The organism is Arthrobacter sp. ISL-95 (genome assembly GCF_018613695.1).
Lineage (GTDB): Bacteria > Actinomycetota > Actinomycetes > Actinomycetales > Micrococcaceae > Arthrobacter.
In genome coordinates this window covers 140,020-159,607 of record NZ_JAGGPR010000001.1, presented here as the reverse complement: position 1 = coordinate 159,607, position 19,588 = coordinate 140,020, and the positions used below count along the sequence as shown (strand labels likewise).

General features: G+C 61.7%; 19 protein-coding genes. 2 read left to right on the top strand and 17 right to left on the bottom strand.

The genetic code is table 11. From position 1 onward, the window contains the following. Positions 1–3: 3 nt before the first annotated feature. The 14 genes from nusB to J7I86_RS00715 form a co-directional block, all read right to left on the bottom strand. Positions 4–414: a transcription antitermination factor NusB gene (gene nusB / locus J7I86_RS00780; protein ID WP_214814892.1), complete on the bottom strand. Its 411-nt coding sequence runs from the start codon at positions 412–414 to the stop codon at positions 4–6. Next, a complete protein-coding gene (efp, locus tag J7I86_RS00775) occupies positions 414–977 on the bottom strand; it encodes an elongation factor P (RefSeq protein WP_214814891.1) in 564 nt (187 codons plus the stop codon). Before efp ends, nusB begins: the two co-directional genes overlap by 1 nt. Positions 978–1,130: 153 nt before the next feature. After that, positions 1,131–1,652 (bottom strand): lipopolysaccharide assembly protein LapB, encoded by a 522-nt coding sequence (locus J7I86_RS00770; protein ID WP_159734054.1) that lies wholly within the window; start codon positions 1,650–1,652, stop codon positions 1,131–1,133. Next, complete coding sequence (aroB, locus tag J7I86_RS00765; protein ID WP_214814890.1) at positions 1,649–2,740, bottom strand: 3-dehydroquinate synthase; 1,092 nt, start codon at positions 2,738–2,740, stop codon at positions 1,649–1,651. The genes J7I86_RS00770 and aroB overlap by 4 nt, the downstream gene beginning before the upstream one ends. Then, complete coding sequence (locus J7I86_RS00760) at positions 2,737–3,294, bottom strand: shikimate kinase (protein ID WP_214814889.1); 558 nt, start codon at positions 3,292–3,294, stop codon at positions 2,737–2,739. Before J7I86_RS00760 ends, aroB begins: the two co-directional genes overlap by 4 nt. Further along, complete coding sequence (gene aroC / locus J7I86_RS00755) at positions 3,294–4,493, bottom strand: chorismate synthase (RefSeq protein ID WP_214814888.1); 1,200 nt, start codon at positions 4,491–4,493, stop codon at positions 3,294–3,296. Before aroC ends, J7I86_RS00760 begins: the two co-directional genes overlap by 1 nt. Positions 4,494–4,519: 26 nt before the next feature. After that, a complete protein-coding gene (locus J7I86_RS00750) occupies positions 4,520–5,374 on the bottom strand; it encodes a shikimate dehydrogenase (protein WP_214814887.1) in 855 nt (284 codons plus the stop codon). Beyond that, on the bottom strand, positions 5,371–7,206 hold the full coding sequence (gene mltG, locus J7I86_RS00745) for an endolytic transglycosylase MltG (RefSeq protein WP_214814886.1): 1,836 nt from the start codon (positions 7,204–7,206) through the stop codon (positions 5,371–5,373). Before mltG ends, J7I86_RS00750 begins: the two co-directional genes overlap by 4 nt. Continuing rightward, positions 7,203–7,793 carry a Holliday junction resolvase RuvX gene (gene ruvX / locus J7I86_RS00740; protein ID WP_214814885.1) on the bottom strand — a complete coding sequence of 197 codons (591 nt, stop codon included), beginning with the start codon at positions 7,791–7,793 and terminating at the stop codon, positions 7,203–7,205. The genes mltG and ruvX overlap by 4 nt, the downstream gene beginning before the upstream one ends. 2 nt (positions 7,794–7,795) lie before the next feature. Then, positions 7,796–10,474, bottom strand: coding sequence for an alanine--tRNA ligase (gene alaS / locus J7I86_RS00735; protein ID WP_214814884.1), 2,679 nt, complete (start codon positions 10,472–10,474; stop codon positions 7,796–7,798). Positions 10,475–10,589: 115 nt separating this feature from the next. Next, positions 10,590–10,820, bottom strand: a complete 231-nt coding sequence (locus tag J7I86_RS00730) for a hypothetical protein (protein WP_214814883.1) — start codon at positions 10,818–10,820, stop codon at positions 10,590–10,592. Between the two features lie 48 nt (positions 10,821–10,868). Next, the gene (locus tag J7I86_RS00725; protein ID WP_017197541.1) at positions 10,869–11,243 is read right to left on the bottom strand and encodes a DUF948 domain-containing protein; all 375 of its coding nucleotides are present in this window, start codon (positions 11,241–11,243) and stop codon (positions 10,869–10,871) included. A 158-nt stretch (positions 11,244–11,401) separates the two neighbouring features. After that, positions 11,402–12,022, bottom strand: coding sequence for a 30S ribosomal protein S4 (gene rpsD / locus J7I86_RS00720; protein ID WP_214814882.1), 621 nt, complete (start codon positions 12,020–12,022; stop codon positions 11,402–11,404). 204 nt (positions 12,023–12,226) lie between these two features. Further along, on the bottom strand, positions 12,227–13,723 hold the full coding sequence (locus J7I86_RS00715) for a replication-associated recombination protein A (protein WP_214814881.1): 1,497 nt from the start codon (positions 13,721–13,723) through the stop codon (positions 12,227–12,229). Positions 13,724–13,764: 41 nt separating this feature from the next. On the opposite strand from J7I86_RS00715, the gene J7I86_RS00710 reads away from it, so the two are divergent. Continuing rightward, positions 13,765–14,364: a Vms1/Ankzf1 family peptidyl-tRNA hydrolase gene (locus J7I86_RS00710; protein WP_214814880.1), complete on the top strand. Its 600-nt coding sequence runs from the start codon at positions 13,765–13,767 to the stop codon at positions 14,362–14,364. Between the two features lie 55 nt (positions 14,365–14,419). On the opposite strand, the gene J7I86_RS00705 is transcribed toward J7I86_RS00710, so the two are convergent. The 3 genes from J7I86_RS00705 to hisS all read right to left on the bottom strand — a co-directional run bounded on the left by J7I86_RS00705 (position 14,420) and on the right by hisS (position 18,549). Continuing rightward, complete coding sequence (locus tag J7I86_RS00705; RefSeq protein WP_214814879.1) at positions 14,420–15,202, bottom strand: GNAT family N-acetyltransferase; 783 nt, start codon at positions 15,200–15,202, stop codon at positions 14,420–14,422. 93 nt (positions 15,203–15,295) lie between these two features. After that, the gene (gene aspS / locus J7I86_RS00700; protein ID WP_214814878.1) at positions 15,296–17,089 is read right to left on the bottom strand and encodes an aspartate--tRNA ligase; all 1,794 of its coding nucleotides are present in this window, start codon (positions 17,087–17,089) and stop codon (positions 15,296–15,298) included. Positions 17,090–17,199: 110 nt separating this feature from the next. Next, positions 17,200–18,549, bottom strand: a complete 1,350-nt coding sequence (gene hisS / locus J7I86_RS00695) for a histidine--tRNA ligase (RefSeq protein WP_214814877.1) — start codon at positions 18,547–18,549, stop codon at positions 17,200–17,202. A 205-nt stretch (positions 18,550–18,754) separates the two neighbouring features. Between hisS and J7I86_RS00690 the strand changes: the two genes are divergently transcribed. Then, on the top strand, positions 18,755–19,549 hold the full coding sequence (locus J7I86_RS00690) for a peptidylprolyl isomerase (protein ID WP_214814876.1): 795 nt from the start codon (positions 18,755–18,757) through the stop codon (positions 19,547–19,549). Positions 19,550–19,588 lie beyond the last annotated feature (39 nt).

Below are 19,588 nucleotides of genomic sequence, written 5' to 3'. Positions count from 1 at the left end.
TGCCTAAGCCAGGAGCGACGGCTTGAGCTTCTGCAGGCGGCCAAGCAGCCCATTGATGAAGGCGGGCGATTCGTCCGTAGACATGGTCTTTGCGAGAGCTACAGCTTCGCTGACAGCTACGCCGTCCGGAACTTCGTCATTGTAGAGAAGTTCCCACGCACCGATGCGGAGAATGATGCGGTCAACCGAAGGCATCCGCTCCAGCGTCCAGCTTTGGGCATACGTCTGCAGGAACTCGTCGATGGTTGCCTGCATGGAAACAACACCCTCGACGATTTCCACCGTGTAGGGATTGATAACAAGATCGGTCTTCTCCCGGCGCGCTGTCATCGCGTCGAAAGCCGAAACGGAACGTTGCTCCGCCTCGAAAAGTACTTCAAGCGCCCTGCTACGGGCTTTACCGCGTGCGCTCACTAGTCGTTGACCCGACCCAAGTAGCTGCCATCCCGGGTGTCAACCTTGACCCTGGTGCCCTGCTCAACGAACAGCGGAACCTGGATTTCGTAGCCGGTCTCAACGGTTGCCGGCTTGGTGCCTGCCGAAGAGCGGTCGCCCTGAAGGCCCGGCTCCGTGTAGGTGATTTCGAGGACAACGCTCGGGGGCAATTCGATGTACAGCGGCGTGCCCTCGTGGATGGCAATGTTGACCATCTGGTTCTCGAGCATGAAGTTGGTGGCATCGCCCACGGTGGCACCGGACACAGTGATTTGGTCGTAGTCCTGGGTGTCCATGAAGACAAAGTCTTCGCCGTCCTGGTACAGGTACTGGTAATCGCGGCGGTCAACCGTAGCGGTTTCAATCTTCAGGCCGGCGTTGAAGGTCTTGTCGACCACCTTGCCGGACATGACGTTGCGCATCTTGGTGCGGACGAAGGCACCGCCCTTGCCAGGCTTGACGTGCTGGAACTCGATGATGTTCCAGAGCTGGCCCTCGAGCTTCAGTACGGTCCCGTTCTTGATGTCGTTTGTGGTTGCCACTCGTATCCTCTGGTTATCGCACTGGTGCTGGCTGCCAGCTATCTATGCCAAGCAGGCGTACCAATCGGCCCGCCAGCGCGTATTTATCAAAAATCCAAGAACCATTCTACCGGCAAATACTTCAAAGGCTTGCGGGGAATGTTCCACAGGGCCTCAGGAAGCGAGTTCCAGGACGTTCCGGGCCCTTTGGAGGGCAACAGCGGAGGAGTAGATCAGCGCAGCATCAGCAGCCATGGCCACGCGCAGGTCCAAGGCTCTGGCGAATTCCTCGGACGCGGCTAGGGCGTTACCGCTGACGAAGTATGCCCGGCCCAGGTATTGGTGAACAATTGCTTCCTTAGGGCTGCCCTGGACATCCTGCAGCAGGTGCTTGAACAACTGGACAGCACGATCCAAGCGGTTGGTTGCCCGATGGACTTCGGCCTCGAAAATCCTCAACCGGAAAGACTCCGGATCTTTATAACGGGCCTCGGCCAGGAGCTCAGCCGCCTCTTTGGGTTGGTTGTCCAGCAAGAGCGCCATGATCCGATCCGCCGGGTCTTCGGATGCCGCAAGTGCGGACTCCATGACTTCCTCGTTGACAACCACGGGAAGCAAAGTGTCCGGGTTCATCCGGACTCCCGGGAACCCGGCGGTGGGCCAGTCGCTGACGCCTTCACGAAGAGTGACGGTCATGATGCGATCTCCTGGTAGGCAGCAAACAGGAGCGAGGTGTCAGGGACTTCGAGGATTCCCGGCTTGGCCACCCCGTCCAGGACAACAAACCGAAGGAGATCACCGCGTGACTTCTTGTCCCGGCGCATCCCGTCGAGAAGGCCCTGCCAGCGATCCTTGCGGTATGTGGTGGGCAAACCGAGGCCTTCCAGAATGGTGCGGTGCCGGTCCGCGTCAGCATCGGACAAACGGCCCACGCTTCGGGACAACTCGGCAGCAAACATCATTCCCACAGAAACTGCGGCACCGTGACGCCAGGAGTAACGTTCCACGAGTTCAATGGCATGGCCCAGAGTATGCCCGTAGTTCAGGATTTCGCGGAGGCCTGATTCCTTGAGGTCCTGGGAGACGACATCAGCCTTCACGGAAATGGCGCGTTCAATGAGCTCGCGGACAACATCCGATCCCGGGTCCATCACGGCGTCGGTGTTCTTTTCGACGAGATCCAGGATGGCCGGATCAGCGATGAAACCGCACTTGATGACCTCAGCCATTCCGGAAATGAGCTCGTTCTTAGGCAGGGTCTGAAGCGTGTCAAGGTCAGCCAGGACAGCGGCCGGCGGGTGGAAGGAGCCCACCAGGTTCTTGCCCTCGGCAGTATTGATGCCGGTCTTTCCACCTACAGATGCATCCACCATGCCCAGCAGGCTTGTGGGCATGTGGATGACTTTGACCCCGCGAAGCCATGTAGCTGCCACAAAGCCGGCGAGATCCGTTACTGCCCCGCCGCCGACTGCCACGATGGCATCGGATCGCGTGAAATCGTTCTGGCCAAGCACCTGCCAGCAGAAGGCTGCCACCTGAATGTGCTTGCCTTCTTCCGCATCCGGAATTTCCGCCGTGAGCGCCGTGAAGCCTGCAGCTTCGAGCTCGTCGCGCACAGTATCGCCAGTCAGGCGAAGAGCCCGCGGGTGGATCACCAGAACGCGTCGGACACGTTCGCCAAGCCTGGTCGGCAGGGTGTCCAACAGGCCGCGGCCCACAACGACGTCGTAGTCTTCATTAACGGACTGGCCGGTCACCTTGATGACAGTTGCTTCGTTGCTCACTTTTCAACTTCCTCTTTCAAGGCTGCATGCTGGAGCAGCCGCTCCTCCAAATGGAGGCCGATTTCCGCCACGGATCCGGAACGGACGTCCATGACAATGTCCGCAAGTCGCTCATAGACCGGACGCCGGGTGGCAAACAACGCCCCCCAGCGGGTCATGGCGTCACCCTGCAGCAAGGGCCGCCCGGTGTTCCGCGCAATTCTGTCCGCGACGGTTTCTGCATCGCACTCCAGGTAGACCACAGTGCACTCCCCCAACAATTGCTGGGTGCCGGAGTCAAGCACCGCTCCTCCACCGAGGGAAATAATGGCCGGGTCGACCTTCGCAGACTCAATGGCCTTGGCTACAGCCCGCGCCTCAATCTCGCGGAAGGCGTGTTCACCCCTGCCGGCAAAAATATCGGCAATGCTGCCGTGGGCAGCAACCACCACTGCATCAGTGTCCACAAAGGGCAGATGGAGCTGGTGGGCCAACTGCTGGCCTATGGCCGATTTCCCGACGGCCATGGGGCCAACCAGAACAACGGGCCGGCCATCCGGGATAGCGCGGACCACTACCGGCCGACCGAGTCCAAGGTGGCCGGGATGCTTTCAAGGTAGGCCTGCAGGTTGCGCTGGGTCTCGGCCACCGAGTCCCCGCCAAACTTCTCGGCGACAGCCTCTGCCAGAACCAACGCGACCATGGCTTCAGCCACCACACCGGCTGCGGGAACCGCACAAACGTCTGAGCGCTGGTGGTGTGCCTTGGCAGGCTCACCGGTACTTACGTCGATAGTGCGCAACGCACGCGGAACTGTGGCAATGGGCTTCATTGCAGCCCGGACACGAAGGACTTCACCAATGCTCATGCCGCCTTCGATGCCACCGGCCCGGTTGGTCTGGCGAACGATCTTGCCGTTCTCATCCTTGAGGATCTCGTCATGGGCCGCAGATCCACGGCGAGCCGCCGTAAGGAAGCCATCGCCTACTTCTACGCCCTTGATGGCCTGGATACCCATGAGCGCGGCCGCCAGGCGGGAGTCGAGACGACGATCCCAGTGGACGTAGCTGCCCAGTCCCGGCGGAAGCCCGTAAGCCAGTACCTCTACCACGCCACCCAGCGTTTCGCCTTCTTTGTGGGCGGCATCCACCTCGGCCACCATCGCGTTCGAGGTCTCACGGTCGAAGCAACGCAAGGGGTCGGCGTCGAGGGCTATGACATCCCGGGGCATCGGCAACGGCCTGCCCTCGGGGACGGTCACGCTGGCAATGGAAACAGTATGGCTTACCAACTCGATGCCCAGTTGCTTAAGGAACTGGGCGGCAACGGTACCAAGAGCCACGCGTGTGGCCGTTTCACGTGCACTGGCACGTTCGAGAACCGGACGGGCTTCGTCGAACCCGTATTTCTGCATGCCCGTGAAATCGGCGTGCCCCGGACGCGGACGGGTCAAGGGTGCATTGCGGGCTTGATCGGCAAGGACTTCAGGATCTACGGGGTCAGCAGACATAATCTGCTCCCACTTGGGCCACTCCGTGTTTCCAACCTGAATGGCCACAGGGCCGCCTTGGGTAAGCCCATGGCGTACGCCACCCATGATGGTGACTTCGTCCTGCTCAAACTTCATGCGGGCACCACGTCCATAGCCAAGGCGGCGACGCGCCAGCGCATCACGAATCTGCCCGCTGGTGAGTTCAACACCGGCAGGCACGCCTTCAACAATTCCGATCAGGGCCGGACCATGGGATTCACCGGCAGTCAACCAACGCAACATATAACCAATCCTGCCATGTAGGGCGTCTAGAACACTCGCCGGGGAAGCCCGACTGAGTCGCACATCACATCTATGACGGCGGCGTCGACATCACAGCCGCTAAAGCGCCTGATCTGCTCGGCCGCCTGGTACATCAGCATCTCCAAGCCCGGGACCACGGCTCCCCCTTGACCGTGCCAGACTTCCGCCAGGCGGCTGGGCCAAGGATCGTAGGCGACATCCAATAGCACACCGGCGCCGGTGCGCGGCAGCGATGCCAGCTCCTCCGCCAGGGAATCGGCGGCACGAGGTGGAAACGTGGAAATCACCAGATCCGTCCCGGCCACAGCGGTTGCAGCTTCCGTCAAAGGCCGGACGGTGAGGGAAATTCCGACGGCGGCAGCTGCGGCTTGCGCATCACCGGCACGTCCGGCGTCGCGAACGAAAACGTCAACGTGGCGGGCACCGAGTTCCTGTGCTGCGGCGACAGCCGCAGCCGAGGTGCCGCCTCCGCCGAGGATGGCCGCGTGGGGTGCGGCAACCACACCTGCGTACCGCACTGCCTCCACGATGCCTGCAACATCGGTGTTGTAACCCACCCGACGAACCTGCCCGGCGTCGTGCTCGAATACCACCGTGTTGATGACGCCAAGGTGGGCGCCCGCGCCGCGTACATCATCGACTTCCTTGACCATGGCCGACTTCAACGGCATGGTAACCGAAAGGCCGCACCAGGCGTCGTCACCACGGAGGGAATCCATGAAGGCAGGAAGCCGGTCCACAGTGACGTCGATCGCGGAGTAGTCGATATCCACGCCCAACTTGGCGTAAGCAGCAGAGTGCAGTGCCGGAGACTTCGAATGTGAAATCGGGTGCCCCAGGACTGCGGCACGACGACTCACACACACCGTCCCGCATTGGCCAGGCACCACGCGTTGTACTGCTCAACGTAAGTGTTGTGCTCAGCCAGCGTCTTGGAGAACTTGGTCTCCTTGGTATCCAGATTGATGGTCACCCAGTAGAGGTACTCGTTCTGTGTGGGTTTGGCAGCAGCATCAATCGCCGTCTTGCCCGGCGAGCCAATGGGCCCCACCGGCAGCCCCACGTTGGCGTAGGTGTTGTAGGGGTTGGACTTATCGGCCTTTTCTTCCTCAGTGAGGTGGAACGACTTCTTGCCCAGGCCGTACGTCACCGTGGCGTCGGACTGGATCAGTCCGCTGGTCTCCACGTTGTTCGGCTTAAGCCTGTTGTAGATTGCTCCAGCTACGTTTCCGTAGTCTGCCTGGCCACCTTCAGCCTGAACAATACTGGCGATGGTTACGGTGTCGTACTGCTTTGCGGGGTCAGTAACTCCTTGGGCCTTGAGTTCATCAAGGGTGGTGGTCACCAACTTCTGAATGATGGCCTTGGCGGACGTACCGAGCTCGAACCGATACTCGCCCGGGGCCAGGAAGCCTTCGAGGTTCTTGGCCTTGGCCGGAACACCGAACTGACCCGGTGCCTGGTTCAGGGCGTTGAGCTCTTGCATCGGAATACCCGAACCCTTGGAGATGGCCTCCAACGATTCATTGATACGCAGCCCGGCGCTCAGCGCAAAGTACATCACCTTGGATGCATCCTTGTTCACAAGGACAGCCACAGCATCTGAAGTCTTCATCTCGGTGCGGAAAGTGAAGGAGCCTGGCGACAGTTCACCGCCTTCGTTGACGAACTCCTTAACGAAAGTATCGGAATCAGCCACCACACGGTTCGCAACAAGATCGTTGGCTACGGCCTTGGGGCCGGACCCCTCGGGCACCGTGATGGTCACCGACCCCGTCCCCGGACCGGGGTAGTCGGAAATTTTGTCCATGCCCAACAGGGGCTTGAGGAACTGGGCACCGATGGCGATGGCGGCGACGAAGACGCCCAGTGTGATCAGAAGGGCCAGGACTCGACGACGGCGGCGGGCCTTCTTAGCGGCGGCCTTGGACGCCGGACTGGCTGCAGGGGCAATGAGGTGGTGAGGATGCTCATCATGAAGAAGAACGTCATTGTGGAGTTCGTCATGGATGCCGAGTTGGTAGTGAACATCGTGCTCCGCGTACTCATGACCGTCGGCGGGCGCCTCGGGATGAACTGCGGAAACAGATTCGTGCTCCATCTCACCATGATGGAGATCATCGGGGCGGATATGACCGTCCGGAGTATCTCCGTGATCAACCTCGCCGTGCTCAACAACAGGATGCTCACTGGCGGCGTGCTCATTGGCCGCGTGGGAGTGGCCCTCACGCTCATGCTCATGCTCTTCATGTTCATGCGGGCCCCGATGGTGGCCCTCCGGCTCTCCATGCGCTTCTGTCGCGGAAACCGAGGCCTCATCAGCCTCATCGGCCGGTACCTCGGGTTGCGTCTTGGTGGCTGCGGACGTTGGGGACGCGACAGGTGTTGGGGGTGCCACGGGTGTTGGGGGTGCCACGGGCGTCGGGGGTGCCACGGGCGTCGGCGGCGCTACGGGCGCAGGACGCCCGGCAGGTTGGACCGATGCCGCTTGCTGAACCGCCGGGACCGGTCGGGGCAATTCCGGCTCACCAGTTTCGGAGGGAGCTGCCTCCCCCGGAGTGGCTTCGGGAACGGGCACCACGTTGTGGTTCTGCGTGGCAAGGAATCGTTCACGCGCCCGCAGCTCTTTGCGGGTGAGCGGCATACCGCCGCCGGCGGTACCGCTGGAGGGGTCGTTGTTGACCGGGCTCACAATTGCAGTCCCCTCTTAGAAGAATCGGATTCACGGCCGGAGGCAGCCCGCAGCGTTGGGGCACTGCTGGGTTTTTCGGACTGCGCCGGTGCCTGCACTCGGCGGCCAACATCCGTTCCTCTGGCTTTTTGCATGTCGATTGCGTGCTGCAGTATTCCAGCAGCGGCAACCTGATCAACTACTTTACGGTGGTTCCTGCTGCTCATGCCAGCTTCGTGCAGGTTGCGGTGTGCCGTAACAGTTGAAAGTCGTTCATCGACGAGGTTTACGGGAACGTCCAAACCTACGCGTTGAAGCTCGCTGGTAAGAAGGTCCGCGTAGTCCATGGCCATTTGCGCGGACGCTCTTTCCTCGCCCTTCATGGTGCGGGGAAGACCCACAAAAATCTGTACCGCCGGCAGTTCAACAGCGTGCTTGACCACTACCCGCACATCGGAGTTTTTCTTGCTGTCACGCCCCACGGTCTTGAACGGTGTGGCCAGGATCCCGTCCGGATCGCAGATGGCCAGACCCACCCGAACGGTACCGACGTCTACCCCCAGCTTGATGCCGCGGGGGTAGACGTCATTGTCAGAACTGGAATTCACCGTCAGCGCTTGGCAATCGCATCCACCACCGCTGTGAGGGCCTCAGAGACCTTCCCAGCGTCGGTGCCGCCACCTTGGGCAACGTCGTCCTTGCCGCCACCGCCGCCGCCGAGGATTCCTGCAGCCAAACGCACCAGCGCTCCGGCCTTTACGCCTGCTTCGCGGGCAGCCTCGTTGGTGGCGATCAGGATGACGGGACGGTCATTGCTGACACCTGCAACGGCCACCGCAGAAGCTTCCGATCCCAGGCGGTTGCGGAGATCGAGTGCAAGGTTGCGAAGATCATCAGCTCCCCCCACCTGACCGGCGTCGTGGGCTACAACCCGCACACCGGCAGCATCCCTGGCAGTACCCACCAGGGTGGCGGCCGCTGCTGCGAGCTGCTCTTTGCGGAGTCGATCAAGCTCCTTCTCCGTGGCCTTGAGCTTGTTCAGGGTGCTGGAAATACGGTCGGCAAGTTGTCCGGACGGAACCTTCAAAAGATCCGTGAGCTCCGAAACCAGGGCTCGTTCGGCTGCCAGGTGACGGAATGCGTCCAAGCCAACAAAGGCCTCAACACGGCGGTTTCCCGAGCCAACAGACTGTTCGCCCAACAAGGAGAGACTGCCGATCAGGGACGTGTTGGCCACGTGGGTGCCACCGCACAATTCACGGGACCACGCGCCGTCGATCTCCACCACACGTACTTCGCTGCCGTAGTTTTCGCCGAAGAGTGCCATGGCGCCCAACGCCTTGGCCTCAGCGAGCCCCATGACCTTGGTGTCCACCCGGAAGTTGTTCCGGATGGCGATGTTGGAGACCTCTTCGATTTCGGAGCGCGTAGCCGTGCTGAGGCCTTCGCCCCAGGCAAAGTCAAAGCGAAGATATCCGGCCTTGTTGTACGAACCGCGCTGTGTAGCTTCCGGGCCCAGGATCTGGTGCAACGCAGCATGCACAATGTGAGTGCCCGTGTGGGCCTGCTCGGCGGCATGACGGCGTTCACGGTCGACGGCGGCGCGCACCAACGCTTCGGTTGCGATCTCACCTTCACGGACAATCGCCTTGTGAACGCTAAGGCCCTTGATGGGGCGCTGTACGTCCAGAACTTCCACGACGAAGCCGTCGCCGGTGATGAGGCCGGTATCAGCGGACTGGCCGCCGGCTTCTGCATAGAACGGAGTTTCGTTGAGGACCAATTCAATTTCGTCGCCGGTGGACGCGTGCGCCACCGGCCGGCCGCCGCTGACGATGCCCCGGACCTTTGCTTCGCCCTCAAGTTCGCTGTATCCGGTGAAGACTGTTTCGCCCTTACCCAGGAGCTCCTGGTATGCGCTGAGGTCGGCGTGGCCGCCCTTCTTGCCCTTCGCATCGGCCTGGGCACGCTGGCGCTGCTCGAGCATGAGAGCGCGGAAGCCTGCCTCGTCCACTTTGAGGCCGGCTTCTTCAGCCATTTCCAAGGTGAGATCGATCGGGAAGCCGTACGTGTCGTGCAGGGCAAAGGCGTCCGCACCGGAAAGTGGAACGCCGGCAGCCTTCGACTCGGCTACAGCATCTTCCAGACGGGCCGTACCGGAAGCAATAGTGCGCAGGAACGCCTTTTCTTCGGCGTAGGCAATACGGCTGATGCGGGCAAAGTCGGTCTCCACCACCGGATAGACGCCCTTCATGGCGTCGCGGGAGGCGGGTAGCAGGTCAGGCAGGCAGGCTTTTTCGACGCCGAGCAGGCGCATGGCGCGGACAGCGCGTCGGATCAGGCGGCGCAGCACATAGCCACGGCCTTCGTTGGACGGTGCCACGCCATCGGCAATGAGCATCAAGGCAGAACGAATGTGGTCGCCAACAACACGCATGCGGACATCGTCCGTGTGATGCGGATCTTCCGGTGACTCAGCCGAGGTGTACTCGCGTCCGGACAGTTCAGCTGCTTTGTCGATCACAGGACGGACCTGATCGGTCTCGTACATGTTTTCAACACCTTGGAGGATCATCGCAAGACGCTCCATGCCAAGGCCGGTGTCGATGTTCTTCTGCGGCAGTTCACCCACGATGTCAAAGTCCACCTTGGAGCGAACGTTCTCGATCTGGTACTGCATGAACACGAGGTTCCAGATTTCGATGTAGCGGGTCTCGTCGGCCAGGGGGCCGCCTTCAATGCCGTAGGCAGGGCCGCGGTCATAATAGATCTCGGAGCAGGGACCTGCAGGGCCGGGCTGACCGGTGGACCAGTAGTTGTCAGCCTTGCCCATGCGCTGAATTCGCTCAGCGGGAATGCCGGTGTTCTTGAGCCACAGCTCTTTGGCTTCGTCGTCCTCTTCGTAGACCGTCACCCAGAGGCGCTCGGCCGGAAGTCCGTAACCGCCGTCGTCAACGCTTGTGGTGAGCAGCTCGAAAGCAAACTTGATGGCGTCTTCCTTGAAGTAGTCTCCAAAGGAAAAGTTGCCGCACATCTGGAAGAACGTGCCATGGCGGGCAGTCTTGCCTACTTCTTCGATGTCTCCGGTGCGGATGCACTTCTGGACGCTCGTAGCACGGCTGTAGGGAGGCTCTTCGCGCGCGGTGAGGTAGGGAATGAAAGGCACCATTCCGGCCACAGTGAAGAGAAGTGACGGGTCGCTGGAAACGAGCGACGCGGAGGGAACGGCGGTGTGGCCCTTGTTGACAAAAAAGTCCACCCAGCGTTTGGTGATCTCCTGCGACTTCATTAGCTGATTACTTACCCTTCTCAATTCACTGCACACGATGTGCGCGGTACCGGCTGGTGCCGTTCCGCAGCTTTCCATTCTGCCCTGTTGAGGGCGCGGGGGCGAACCGTTCCCGCTAGCGCCGTGAGGCTACGGCGTCGTCGATACCCAACGCCGCCCGCAATTCCTCTTCGCGTTGGTGTGTTCCCGTACGCACGGCGTCGGCAAAGTCGAACAGACCATCAGCCATCCGGCCAACAGCTCGGTTCAGCCCTTCCGGTCCAAAATTTGCTTGGGCTTCGGTGATCTTACGGAAGGCAATGACGCCGATGGCGACGCCAATGCCCATCCACACAATTCTTTTCATGAGGTCTCCCTGTAGTTCAGCGGCAGGTTGGGTCAGCGGCTGGATGGGTCAGCGGCTGCGGCGGCCGGAGGAGGGTGTGCGGCGTCCAGCGAACGCAGAACGGACGCCGTAGCTGAAGGCGGCCACCTTGATCAACGGCGAGCCCACCGTGGCTGCAACAAGCGAGGACAACGCGGAGATGTTGGCCGACGCGTCGGAGACGTTGGAGGCGATGCCGTCAACCTTCTTCAGCTGCTGGTTGGTGGTGGTGACTGTTGCAGTCACTTCATCCATCAGGGGCGTGGCGCCATCGCTGATGGAACGGATGGAGGTCCGCACCTCGTCAAAAACGCCGCCCAGCTTCAAAATGGGCACGGCCAAAAGCAGGACGAGGAGCGCGAACACTCCTGCTGCGATGAGGCCGGCGATGTCGCCACCAGACATAGAACTCTTCTCCTTGGATCGTTTTGCTGCCCCGCACCAGCCGGTTCCCGGCTCTGGGCAAGGCCTCCCCAAGTACCTTACCTATATTGGACCGGTACCTTACATACAAAGAAGCCCGCGGCGTGTGCCACGGGCTTCTTTGTATGCGCTGCTGAAATTTAGCGAGCGTAGAATTCGACGACGAGCTGCTCTTCACAGATCACGGGGACCTCGGAGCGCTTCGGGCGACGAACCAGGCGGGCCTGGAGGGCGTCAATCTTGACGTCCAGGTATGCCGGCACGTTGTTGAGCGCGTGTGCACCAGCGGCAGCCACCTGGAACGGGGGCATAACCTCGGAGCGGCTGTGAACGTGGATCAGCTGGCCTTCGCCAACGCGGAAGGACGGGCGGTCCACGCGGATGCCGTCAACCATGATGTGGCGGTGCACAACCAGCTGGCGGGCCTGTGCGATGGTGCGGGCGAAGCCTGCACGGAGCACGAGGGCGTCCAAACGCATTTCGAGGAGCTCAACCAGGTTTTCACCGGTCAGGCCCTTGGTGCGGCGTGCTTCTTCGAAGGCACGGGTCATCTGGGCTTCGCGGATGCCGTACTGGGCGCGCAGACGCTGCTTTTCGCGCAGACGTACGGCGTAGTCGGAGTCCTGCTTCTTGCGGGCACGGCCATGCTCGCCGGGGCCGTACGGGCGGCGCTCCATGTACTTGGCGGCCTTGGGGGTCAGAGCAATGCCGAGTGCACGCGAAAGGCGTGCGGTACGGCGAGCACGAGTGTTGTTAGCCACTTGTGTCCTTCCAATTACTGCGGTGTGTCAGTGTTACTGGCCTCCATCAGGGAGAGCATCGGCCAACCGCTACCTCTTGCTACTAGCCCAGGCGCACAGCACTATTGAAGGAATCTTCAGTGGGATTGTGCGTCAGGCCATGCCAGACAAGGATCAATCCTACCATGGGCAGGGCTGGCATCCGCAGCCGGCGTGATCGGGGTGCTACTCCCCCCGCACGATCTTGCGGAGCCGTTCCAGCCTGGCGGCAATATCACGTTCAGCTCCGTTATTAGTGGGCTGGTAATAGTCCTTACCCACCAGGTCATCCGGGGGATACTGCTGGGTTGCCACACCGTGCGGTTCATCATGGGCGTACTTATAGCTCTTCCCGTGACCCAGTTGCTTTGCGCCCGGGTAGTGCGCGTCACGGAGGTGCATGGGGATGCCGCCCCCGAATCCGGCACGAACATCTGCCACGGCTTTGTTCAAACCCATGTACGCCGCGTTGGACTTGGGCGCGGTGGCCAGGTGGACCACAGCTTCGGCCAGCACGATCCGCCCCTCCGGCATGCCGATCAATTGCACTGCCTGGGCAGCTGCCACCGCGGTCTGCAACGCCGTGGGATCGGCCATTCCAATATCTTCCGCAGCGGAGATCACGATCCGCCGCGCAACGAACCTTGGGTCCTCCCCGGCCTCAAGCATCCGCGCCAAATAATGCAGGGCCGCATCCACGTCAGAGCCCCGAATGGACTTGATGAACGCACTGGCCACATCGTAGTGCTGGTCGCCGGCGCGGTCGTAGCGGACGGCCGCAGCATCCAACGCACGCTCAGTATGGCGGAGTTCCACCACTACGGGAGCGTCAGGAAGGCCGTCATTCGCAAGTCCGGTTTCGCCGTCCTCGGGTTCACCGTCCTCTACGGGCTCTACGGCATCGGCGTCGATAATATCGACGGCGGCGGAGTCACCGAAGGCGACGCCGGCAGCGGCTTCCAATGCTGTAAGAGCCCTCCGGGCGTCTCCTCCGGATAGCCGGACCAGATGGTCCAACGCCTCAGGGCTCAGCTCCACACGGCCGGCGAGACCACGCGCGTCGGCCACCGCCCGCTGAAGCAGACCCGAAATGTCGTCATCGGTGAGCGGCTTCAGGGTGAGCAGGAGCGAGCGGGACAGGAGTGGCGACACCACGGAGAAGGACGGGTTCTCCGTGGTGGCAGCCACCAGCACCACCCAGCGGTTCTCCACACCAGGGAGCAGGGCGTCCTGTTGGGCCTTGTTGAAGCGATGGATCTCGTCGAGGAAAAGGACGGTGGTCTTCTTGTACAGGTCGCGGGCAGTCAAAGCCTCGTCCATGACGCGACGAACATCCTTGACGCCGGCGGTAATTGCCGACAATTCAACGAACTTACGTCCCGGCCCGCGAGCGATGACATGGGCGAGCGTCGTCTTTCCGGTGCCGGGCGGACCCCAAAGGATAACCGAACTTGGGCCCGCGGGGCCGGCAGCTTCAGCACCGGCAGCCAGCTGCCTCAACGGCGAACCCTGCCCCAGCAGGTGCTGCTGCCCCACTACCTCGTCCAAGGACCGGGGTCGCATTCTTACGGCGAGCGGACTCCGCTGGGAAGCCATCCAGTGGGCATCGGAAGGACCCCCTGACGCGGGCAGATCCTCGGACTCGTCGTCATCAACTGCACCGGCACCAAAGAGATCTTCCACATGGATAGGCTACTCATAGTTCCAGCAAAGGAGACATCGACGTGGATCGCCGAGCATCTGCCCCTCATCAGAGTTCCGGCAACCGGACCGCTTTGGTACCCGCGGCCAGGTTGCAAGGTTGGGTGGACCGGTTTGCGTTAAGCCATGGACCGGTTCGGGAAGACTTCGACCACGACGGGCTTCTTTTGCGGGCAGCCAATGGAGCAACCGCCCTCTTGAAAGCACCGTGGCCGGCCGATGGACGTCCTGGCGGGGGAAGGACTGGAGTGGACCGCTTGGCTTCCCTGGCAAACCAGGAAAGAGGGCTTGGCCTGCTGCTGGTTCGCAAGGGCGGTTACGCCGTAGCCGCTGCCAGCGGCAGCACGATCCTCGCTTCGAAGAGCGGCAATCGATTCCTCGAAGCCAAGGCCACAGCAGAGCACGCTGCGCGGATCTTCAATGACCACCGCGTTGAGTACATCGTCCCGGGCGGCGACCGCGTGCTGGTGGATCAGGTTCTTGCCCAACCGGTGCTGAGGGCTTTGTCCGGGCGGGCGCGCTTGGCCTTCCTGGACGTTCAAGCTCCAAAGACTGCAGTGCTGGCGAAGGCCGCTGCCGATGCCTGCGCCGTACGCATCACGGTGACTGATCCGCCCGCCTGACAGCCGGCTGGACCAGTAGTCCTTGGCCTGCGAACCGTGGTTCGGCAGTTCTGGGCTAACAGCCGCTGGGCGCACGCCTCAGGGATGCCTGCCGGTACAGGTAGCTGCCGTGGTCGGTGAAACCAGCTCGCGAGTAGAGTTGCTGCGCCCCGTGATTGGCCTCGGTAACCAGCAGCCAGAATCCCTCAAGACCTTGATGGGCACCGGCATTCAACAACGCCGCCAGAACCTCGGTCCCGTATCCGCGCCTTCGGTGCTCTGTCGACGTCGCCATGGTGTAGATTCCGCCCCAGCCATCCACCAAAGCGAGGCGCCCGACGGCGGCCGGGACGCCGTCGTCGTCCCTCACCATCGCGTACAGCGATGGGCAGGCGGAGAGCATATTGTGAGCGACCGACAGTTCAGCGTCGCCTCCACGGCCGTCGACGGACCACCACACGCGTAGCCATTCCTCAGACGGTTCATCGGCTACTTCAACATCTCGGCCTGAGGTGCCAACCGGCAGGCCCTCCCCGCCACGGACCATGATCTTTGTTGCCGACTGCCTCGTGAAGCCCTGCTCATCAAGCACGGCATTGAGGGCCGTGCTGCGGGGGTCGTCGAAGACTTGGAAGATCAGCGGAAGCCGGCGAAGCCGATACCACTCCGCTGCTGTACGCACAGCTCGCATGATGCCCTGGCTACCCTCCAGAGAGCCGGTCGGGTTGCGGGGCCATACGGAATTAGCCCTCTGGGTCACTCCGCCCGAAGCACGCAGGACCCACTCCCCTACATCCTTACGCTCAAGCGCAGGCCAGGCGTTGTCCATGAGCGATTCCAGGAATGCCTGCTCCACCATTCAGCAGCACCTTTCATTGACAGGAGGGTTCGACAGCGGGGACGCCAAAGGCCCTCCACTGTGGTGAAGAGCCTTTGACTGCCGCTTACTGCTTTATTCGGACTTGGTTTCCGGCTTGCCTGCGGGCTTGGACTCCGGTTTGAAGTCGACGCCTGCTTCCTTGCGCTGCTGGGGCGTGATCGGTGCCGGTGCAGCCGTCAGGGGGTCGTAGCCGTTGCCCGACTTCGGGAAAGCAATGACGTCGCGGATGGACTCCACGCCGGCAAGCAGTGCAACCACGCGATCCCAGCCCAGGGCCATTCCGCCGTGCGGGGGCGCGCCGTACTTGAAGCCTTCCAGCAGGAAGCCGAACTTCGTTTCGGCGTCTTCCTTGTCCAGGCCCATGAGCTGGAAGACACGTTCCTGTACCTCGCGCTCATGGATACGGATGGAGCCGCCGCCGATCTCGTTGCCGTTGCACACGATGTCGTAAGCGTAAGACAATGCCGATTCGGGGTCCTGATCGAACGTGTCCATAAACTCAGGCTTGGGTGAGGTGAAGGCGTGGTGCACTGCCGTCCACTGCCCGGCGCCCACTGCAACGTCACCGGAGGCGACAGCTGCGGCTGCGGGCTCGAACATGGGAGCGTCCACGATCCAGACGAACGCCCAGTCCTTGGGATCGATCAGGCCGGTACGGTGGCCGATTTCAACACGGGCAGCACCCAGCAGGGCGCGCGCCGCGGACTTCTCCCCAGCGGCGAAGAAGATGCAATCGCCGGGCTTGGCGCCGACAGCGTCAGCAAGGCCAGCGCGCTCTTCATCCGTGAGGTTCTTGGCAACGGGGCCAGCGAGCTCGCCATCTTCCTTGAAGAGGACATAAGCCAGGCCCTTGTGTCCGCGCTGCTTGGCAAACTCCTGCCAGCCGTCCAAGGTACGGCGCGGCTGGGAAGCACCACCGGGCATCACAACGGCGCCAACGTACGGCGCCTTGAACACACCGAAGTTGGTGTCCTTGAAGAACTCCGTGAGTTCGGTGAGTTCAACACCGAAACGCAGGTCCGGTTTGTCCGAGCCGTACTTTGCCATTGCATCCAGGTACGTCATGCGGCGGATCGGCGTGGGGATCTCGACGTCGATCAGCTGCCACAGCGCCTTGACGATTGCCTCGCCGAGCTCAATGACATCGTCCTGATCGACGAAGCTGGCTTCGATGTCCAGCTGAGTGAATTCCGGCTGGCGGTCCGCGCGGAAATCCTCATCGCGGTAGCAACGGGCAATCTGGTAGTACTTCTCAAAGCCGCCCACCTGAAGGAGCTGCTTGAAAAGCTGCGGCGACTGCGGGAGCGCGTACCAGGAACCCGGGGCAAGACGTGCCGGAACAACGAAGTCCCGGGCGCCTTCCGGCGTCGAACGTGTGAGCGTGGGAGTCTCGATTTCGACGTAGCCACGCTGGTGAAGGAGTTCGCGTGCCACGCGGTTTGCCTCCGACCGCAAACGCATGTTGCGGGCGGGGCCGGGGCGGCGGAGGTCAAGGTAGCGATGCTTGAGACGGGCTTCCTCGCCAACCTCCACGTGTTCGTCAATCTGGAACGGCAGGGGGTCGGAGGTGTTGAGGATGACCACCTTGTCCGCCATGACTTCAATCTCACCGGTGGCCAGTGCGGGGTTCTCGTTGCCTTCGGGACGCTTGTTGACCGTTCCCGTCACCTGCAGGACGTACTCGTTCCGCAGGCCGTGGAAGACCTCTTCTTCACGGACCACCACCTGGGCTACACCGGACGCATCCCGCAGGTCAACGAATGCAACGCCACCGTGATCACGGCGGCGGCCCACCCAGCCGGCCAGGGTAACGGTTTGTCCAATGTGCTCGGAGCGAAGAGATCCGAGGTCATGTGTGCGCAGCACAGCATTCCTTTCAGCATGAAATATAGAGGGATCGTTGCAAAGACGATCCCGTCCGAGTTTACCTGCCCCGGCCACGGCTCCCGCCACAACCAGGGATCAATCGTTGGACCCTAGCCGGTGGTGGTGACCCGGACGTGCAAATCCTCGTCAGCAGGCATCCAGCTGGCGGGATCGGCATCAACTTGTACGCCTGAACGAATGTCCTTGACCTGGTGCTTGCCATCGTCATCGGTAAACCACACAAAAGGGATACCGCGACGATCGGCAAACTTAATCTGTTTTCCGAATTTCTCGGCTTTGGCTGCAACTTCCGTGGCAACACCCCGGCCGCGCAACTGGGCTGCAATGTCCTGCGCGGCAGACCAACTGTCGTCCGAGTTCAGGGCGATCAATACCGCCGTGGGCACTGAACGCGATGCGGCGGCCAGTTCCTGGCTGAGGATGCGGGACACAAGGCGGGTTACGCCAATGGAAAGGCCGACGCCGGGGAACTTGCGGTTGCCCTTGCTCGCCAGCGCGTCATAGCGGCCTCCAGAACAAATGGAACCCAGCTGCTCGTGGCCCACGAGCACCGTTTCAACCACGGTCCCGGTGTAGTAGTCCAGGCCGCGGGCGATGCTGAGGTCCGCGATGACCTTGCCGGGAGCGCGCAGAACTGCGGCTTGGATGACCTGCTCAAGTTCGTTCAGGCCTTCTTCCAGGAGATCATCCTTCACTCCAAGTGCGCGGACCCGGTCCACAAACGAGGCGTCCTCGGTACGGATCGATGCAAGTTCAAGGGCAAGACCGGCCTGTTCGTCCGTGGCCGCGAGCTCGCTCTTAAGCAGTTCGGCTACCTTCGCGGGGCCGATCTTCTCCAATTTATCGATGCTGCGCAGCACCCCGGCTGTGTCGCTAAGCCCAATGCCGCGGTAGAAGCCTTCGGCCAGCTTGCGGTTATTGATCCGAAGCCGGAAGTCCGGGATGGGCAAGGCACTGAGGGCCTCGGCGATGACCAACGCGATTTCGACGTCGTAACGGAACGGCAGTTCGCCGTCGCCCACAACATCGATGTCCGCCTGGGTGAACTCACGTGCCCGGCCTTCCTGCGGTCGCTCACCCCGCCATACCTTCTGAATCTGATACCGGCGGAACGGAAACGCCAGGTAGCCGGCGTTCTCCACCACATAGCGGGCGAAAGGAACAGTCAGGTCGAAGTGGAGGGCCAAGGCGTTGGGGTCGGACTTGTCCGATTTTGCGTCCTCACCTTCGTCGTCCTGGAGCCTGCTGAGACCATAGACCTCTTTGTCGATCTCGCCTTTGCGCAGCAGTTGGCCCACGGTTTCAACAGCACGTGTCTCGATGGAAGAGAAGCCGTGCAGTTCAAACGTCTTCCGGAGCGTATCCAGCACATGGAGCTCCACCAACCGCTCCTGGGGAAGCCACTCGGGGAATCCGGACAGGGAGGCGGTACGTGCCATGGTGGAAAGTCTCCTCGAAGAAAGCTGACGCTGGCATCGCACCGCAGCTTTAAACGCCCTTTCGGCGTTTACAGGGCGGGCGTCCAGCCGGTCATGCATAAACTATGTGCGGCAGCCAGTTTATGCTTTCCGCGCGTGCACATCTAATGCAGCATGCCGGGTTCCTGTCGGCAGCCTTCGAAAGTGGACACAATCAGGAGGACTCTTGGCAACAAGGTCGCGGGATGACCGCGAAGCGAAACGGCGCATCAGGCAAATGGAAGCCAAGCGTGCCCTGCGGCAGGAACAGGGCAAGCGACGCAAAAGGGACAACACCATCGCCGCGAGTGCAGCCGGTGTGGCAGTGGTCCTGGCCGTAGTGCTGCAATTGACCGTTTTCAGCTCCAATCCCACCGAGGCGGAGTTCGCCGCTGCCGAAGCAGGGCTCAGTTCGCCTTCCGCTTCTCCGGCCGCATCGAACAGCGCCGACATACCCGGTCCTGAAACGGCTGCCGGTAAAACTTTCACTGGCGAGCTCGCATTGAACAGCGGCGTTCTCGGCATTGAACTGAACGGAACCGCAGCACCGCAGGCCGCCGCCGTGTTCAAGTCCCTCAGCGACGCCGGCTACTACAACGGCGCGACCTGCCACCGGTTGACCACTTCCGAAACTTTCGGCCTCCTCCAATGCGGCGCCAAGTCCGAAGACGGAGCCGATGACGCAAATTACCGGTGGGGGCCGCTGGAAAATACTCCCGCGGACAACAAGTACGCTGCAGGGACGATTGCCGTGGCACGTACCGGCAACAACGCTTACGGCAACGGGCACCAATTCTTCATCGTCTACAAGGACACCACCATTCCGGCTGATACGGCCGGCGGGTACACCGTGGTGGGTAAGGTGACCAGTGGCTTGGACGTCGTTGCCAACATTGCGGCAGCAGGCCTTAAACCCGGTGAAAACACCAGCGACGGCGCCCCTGTGGCACCTGTCACGATAGACTCGTTTTCTCTGAAGTAACCAGCTCCAGGCCCGGCCCGGGGTGCATTACCTGAGCAG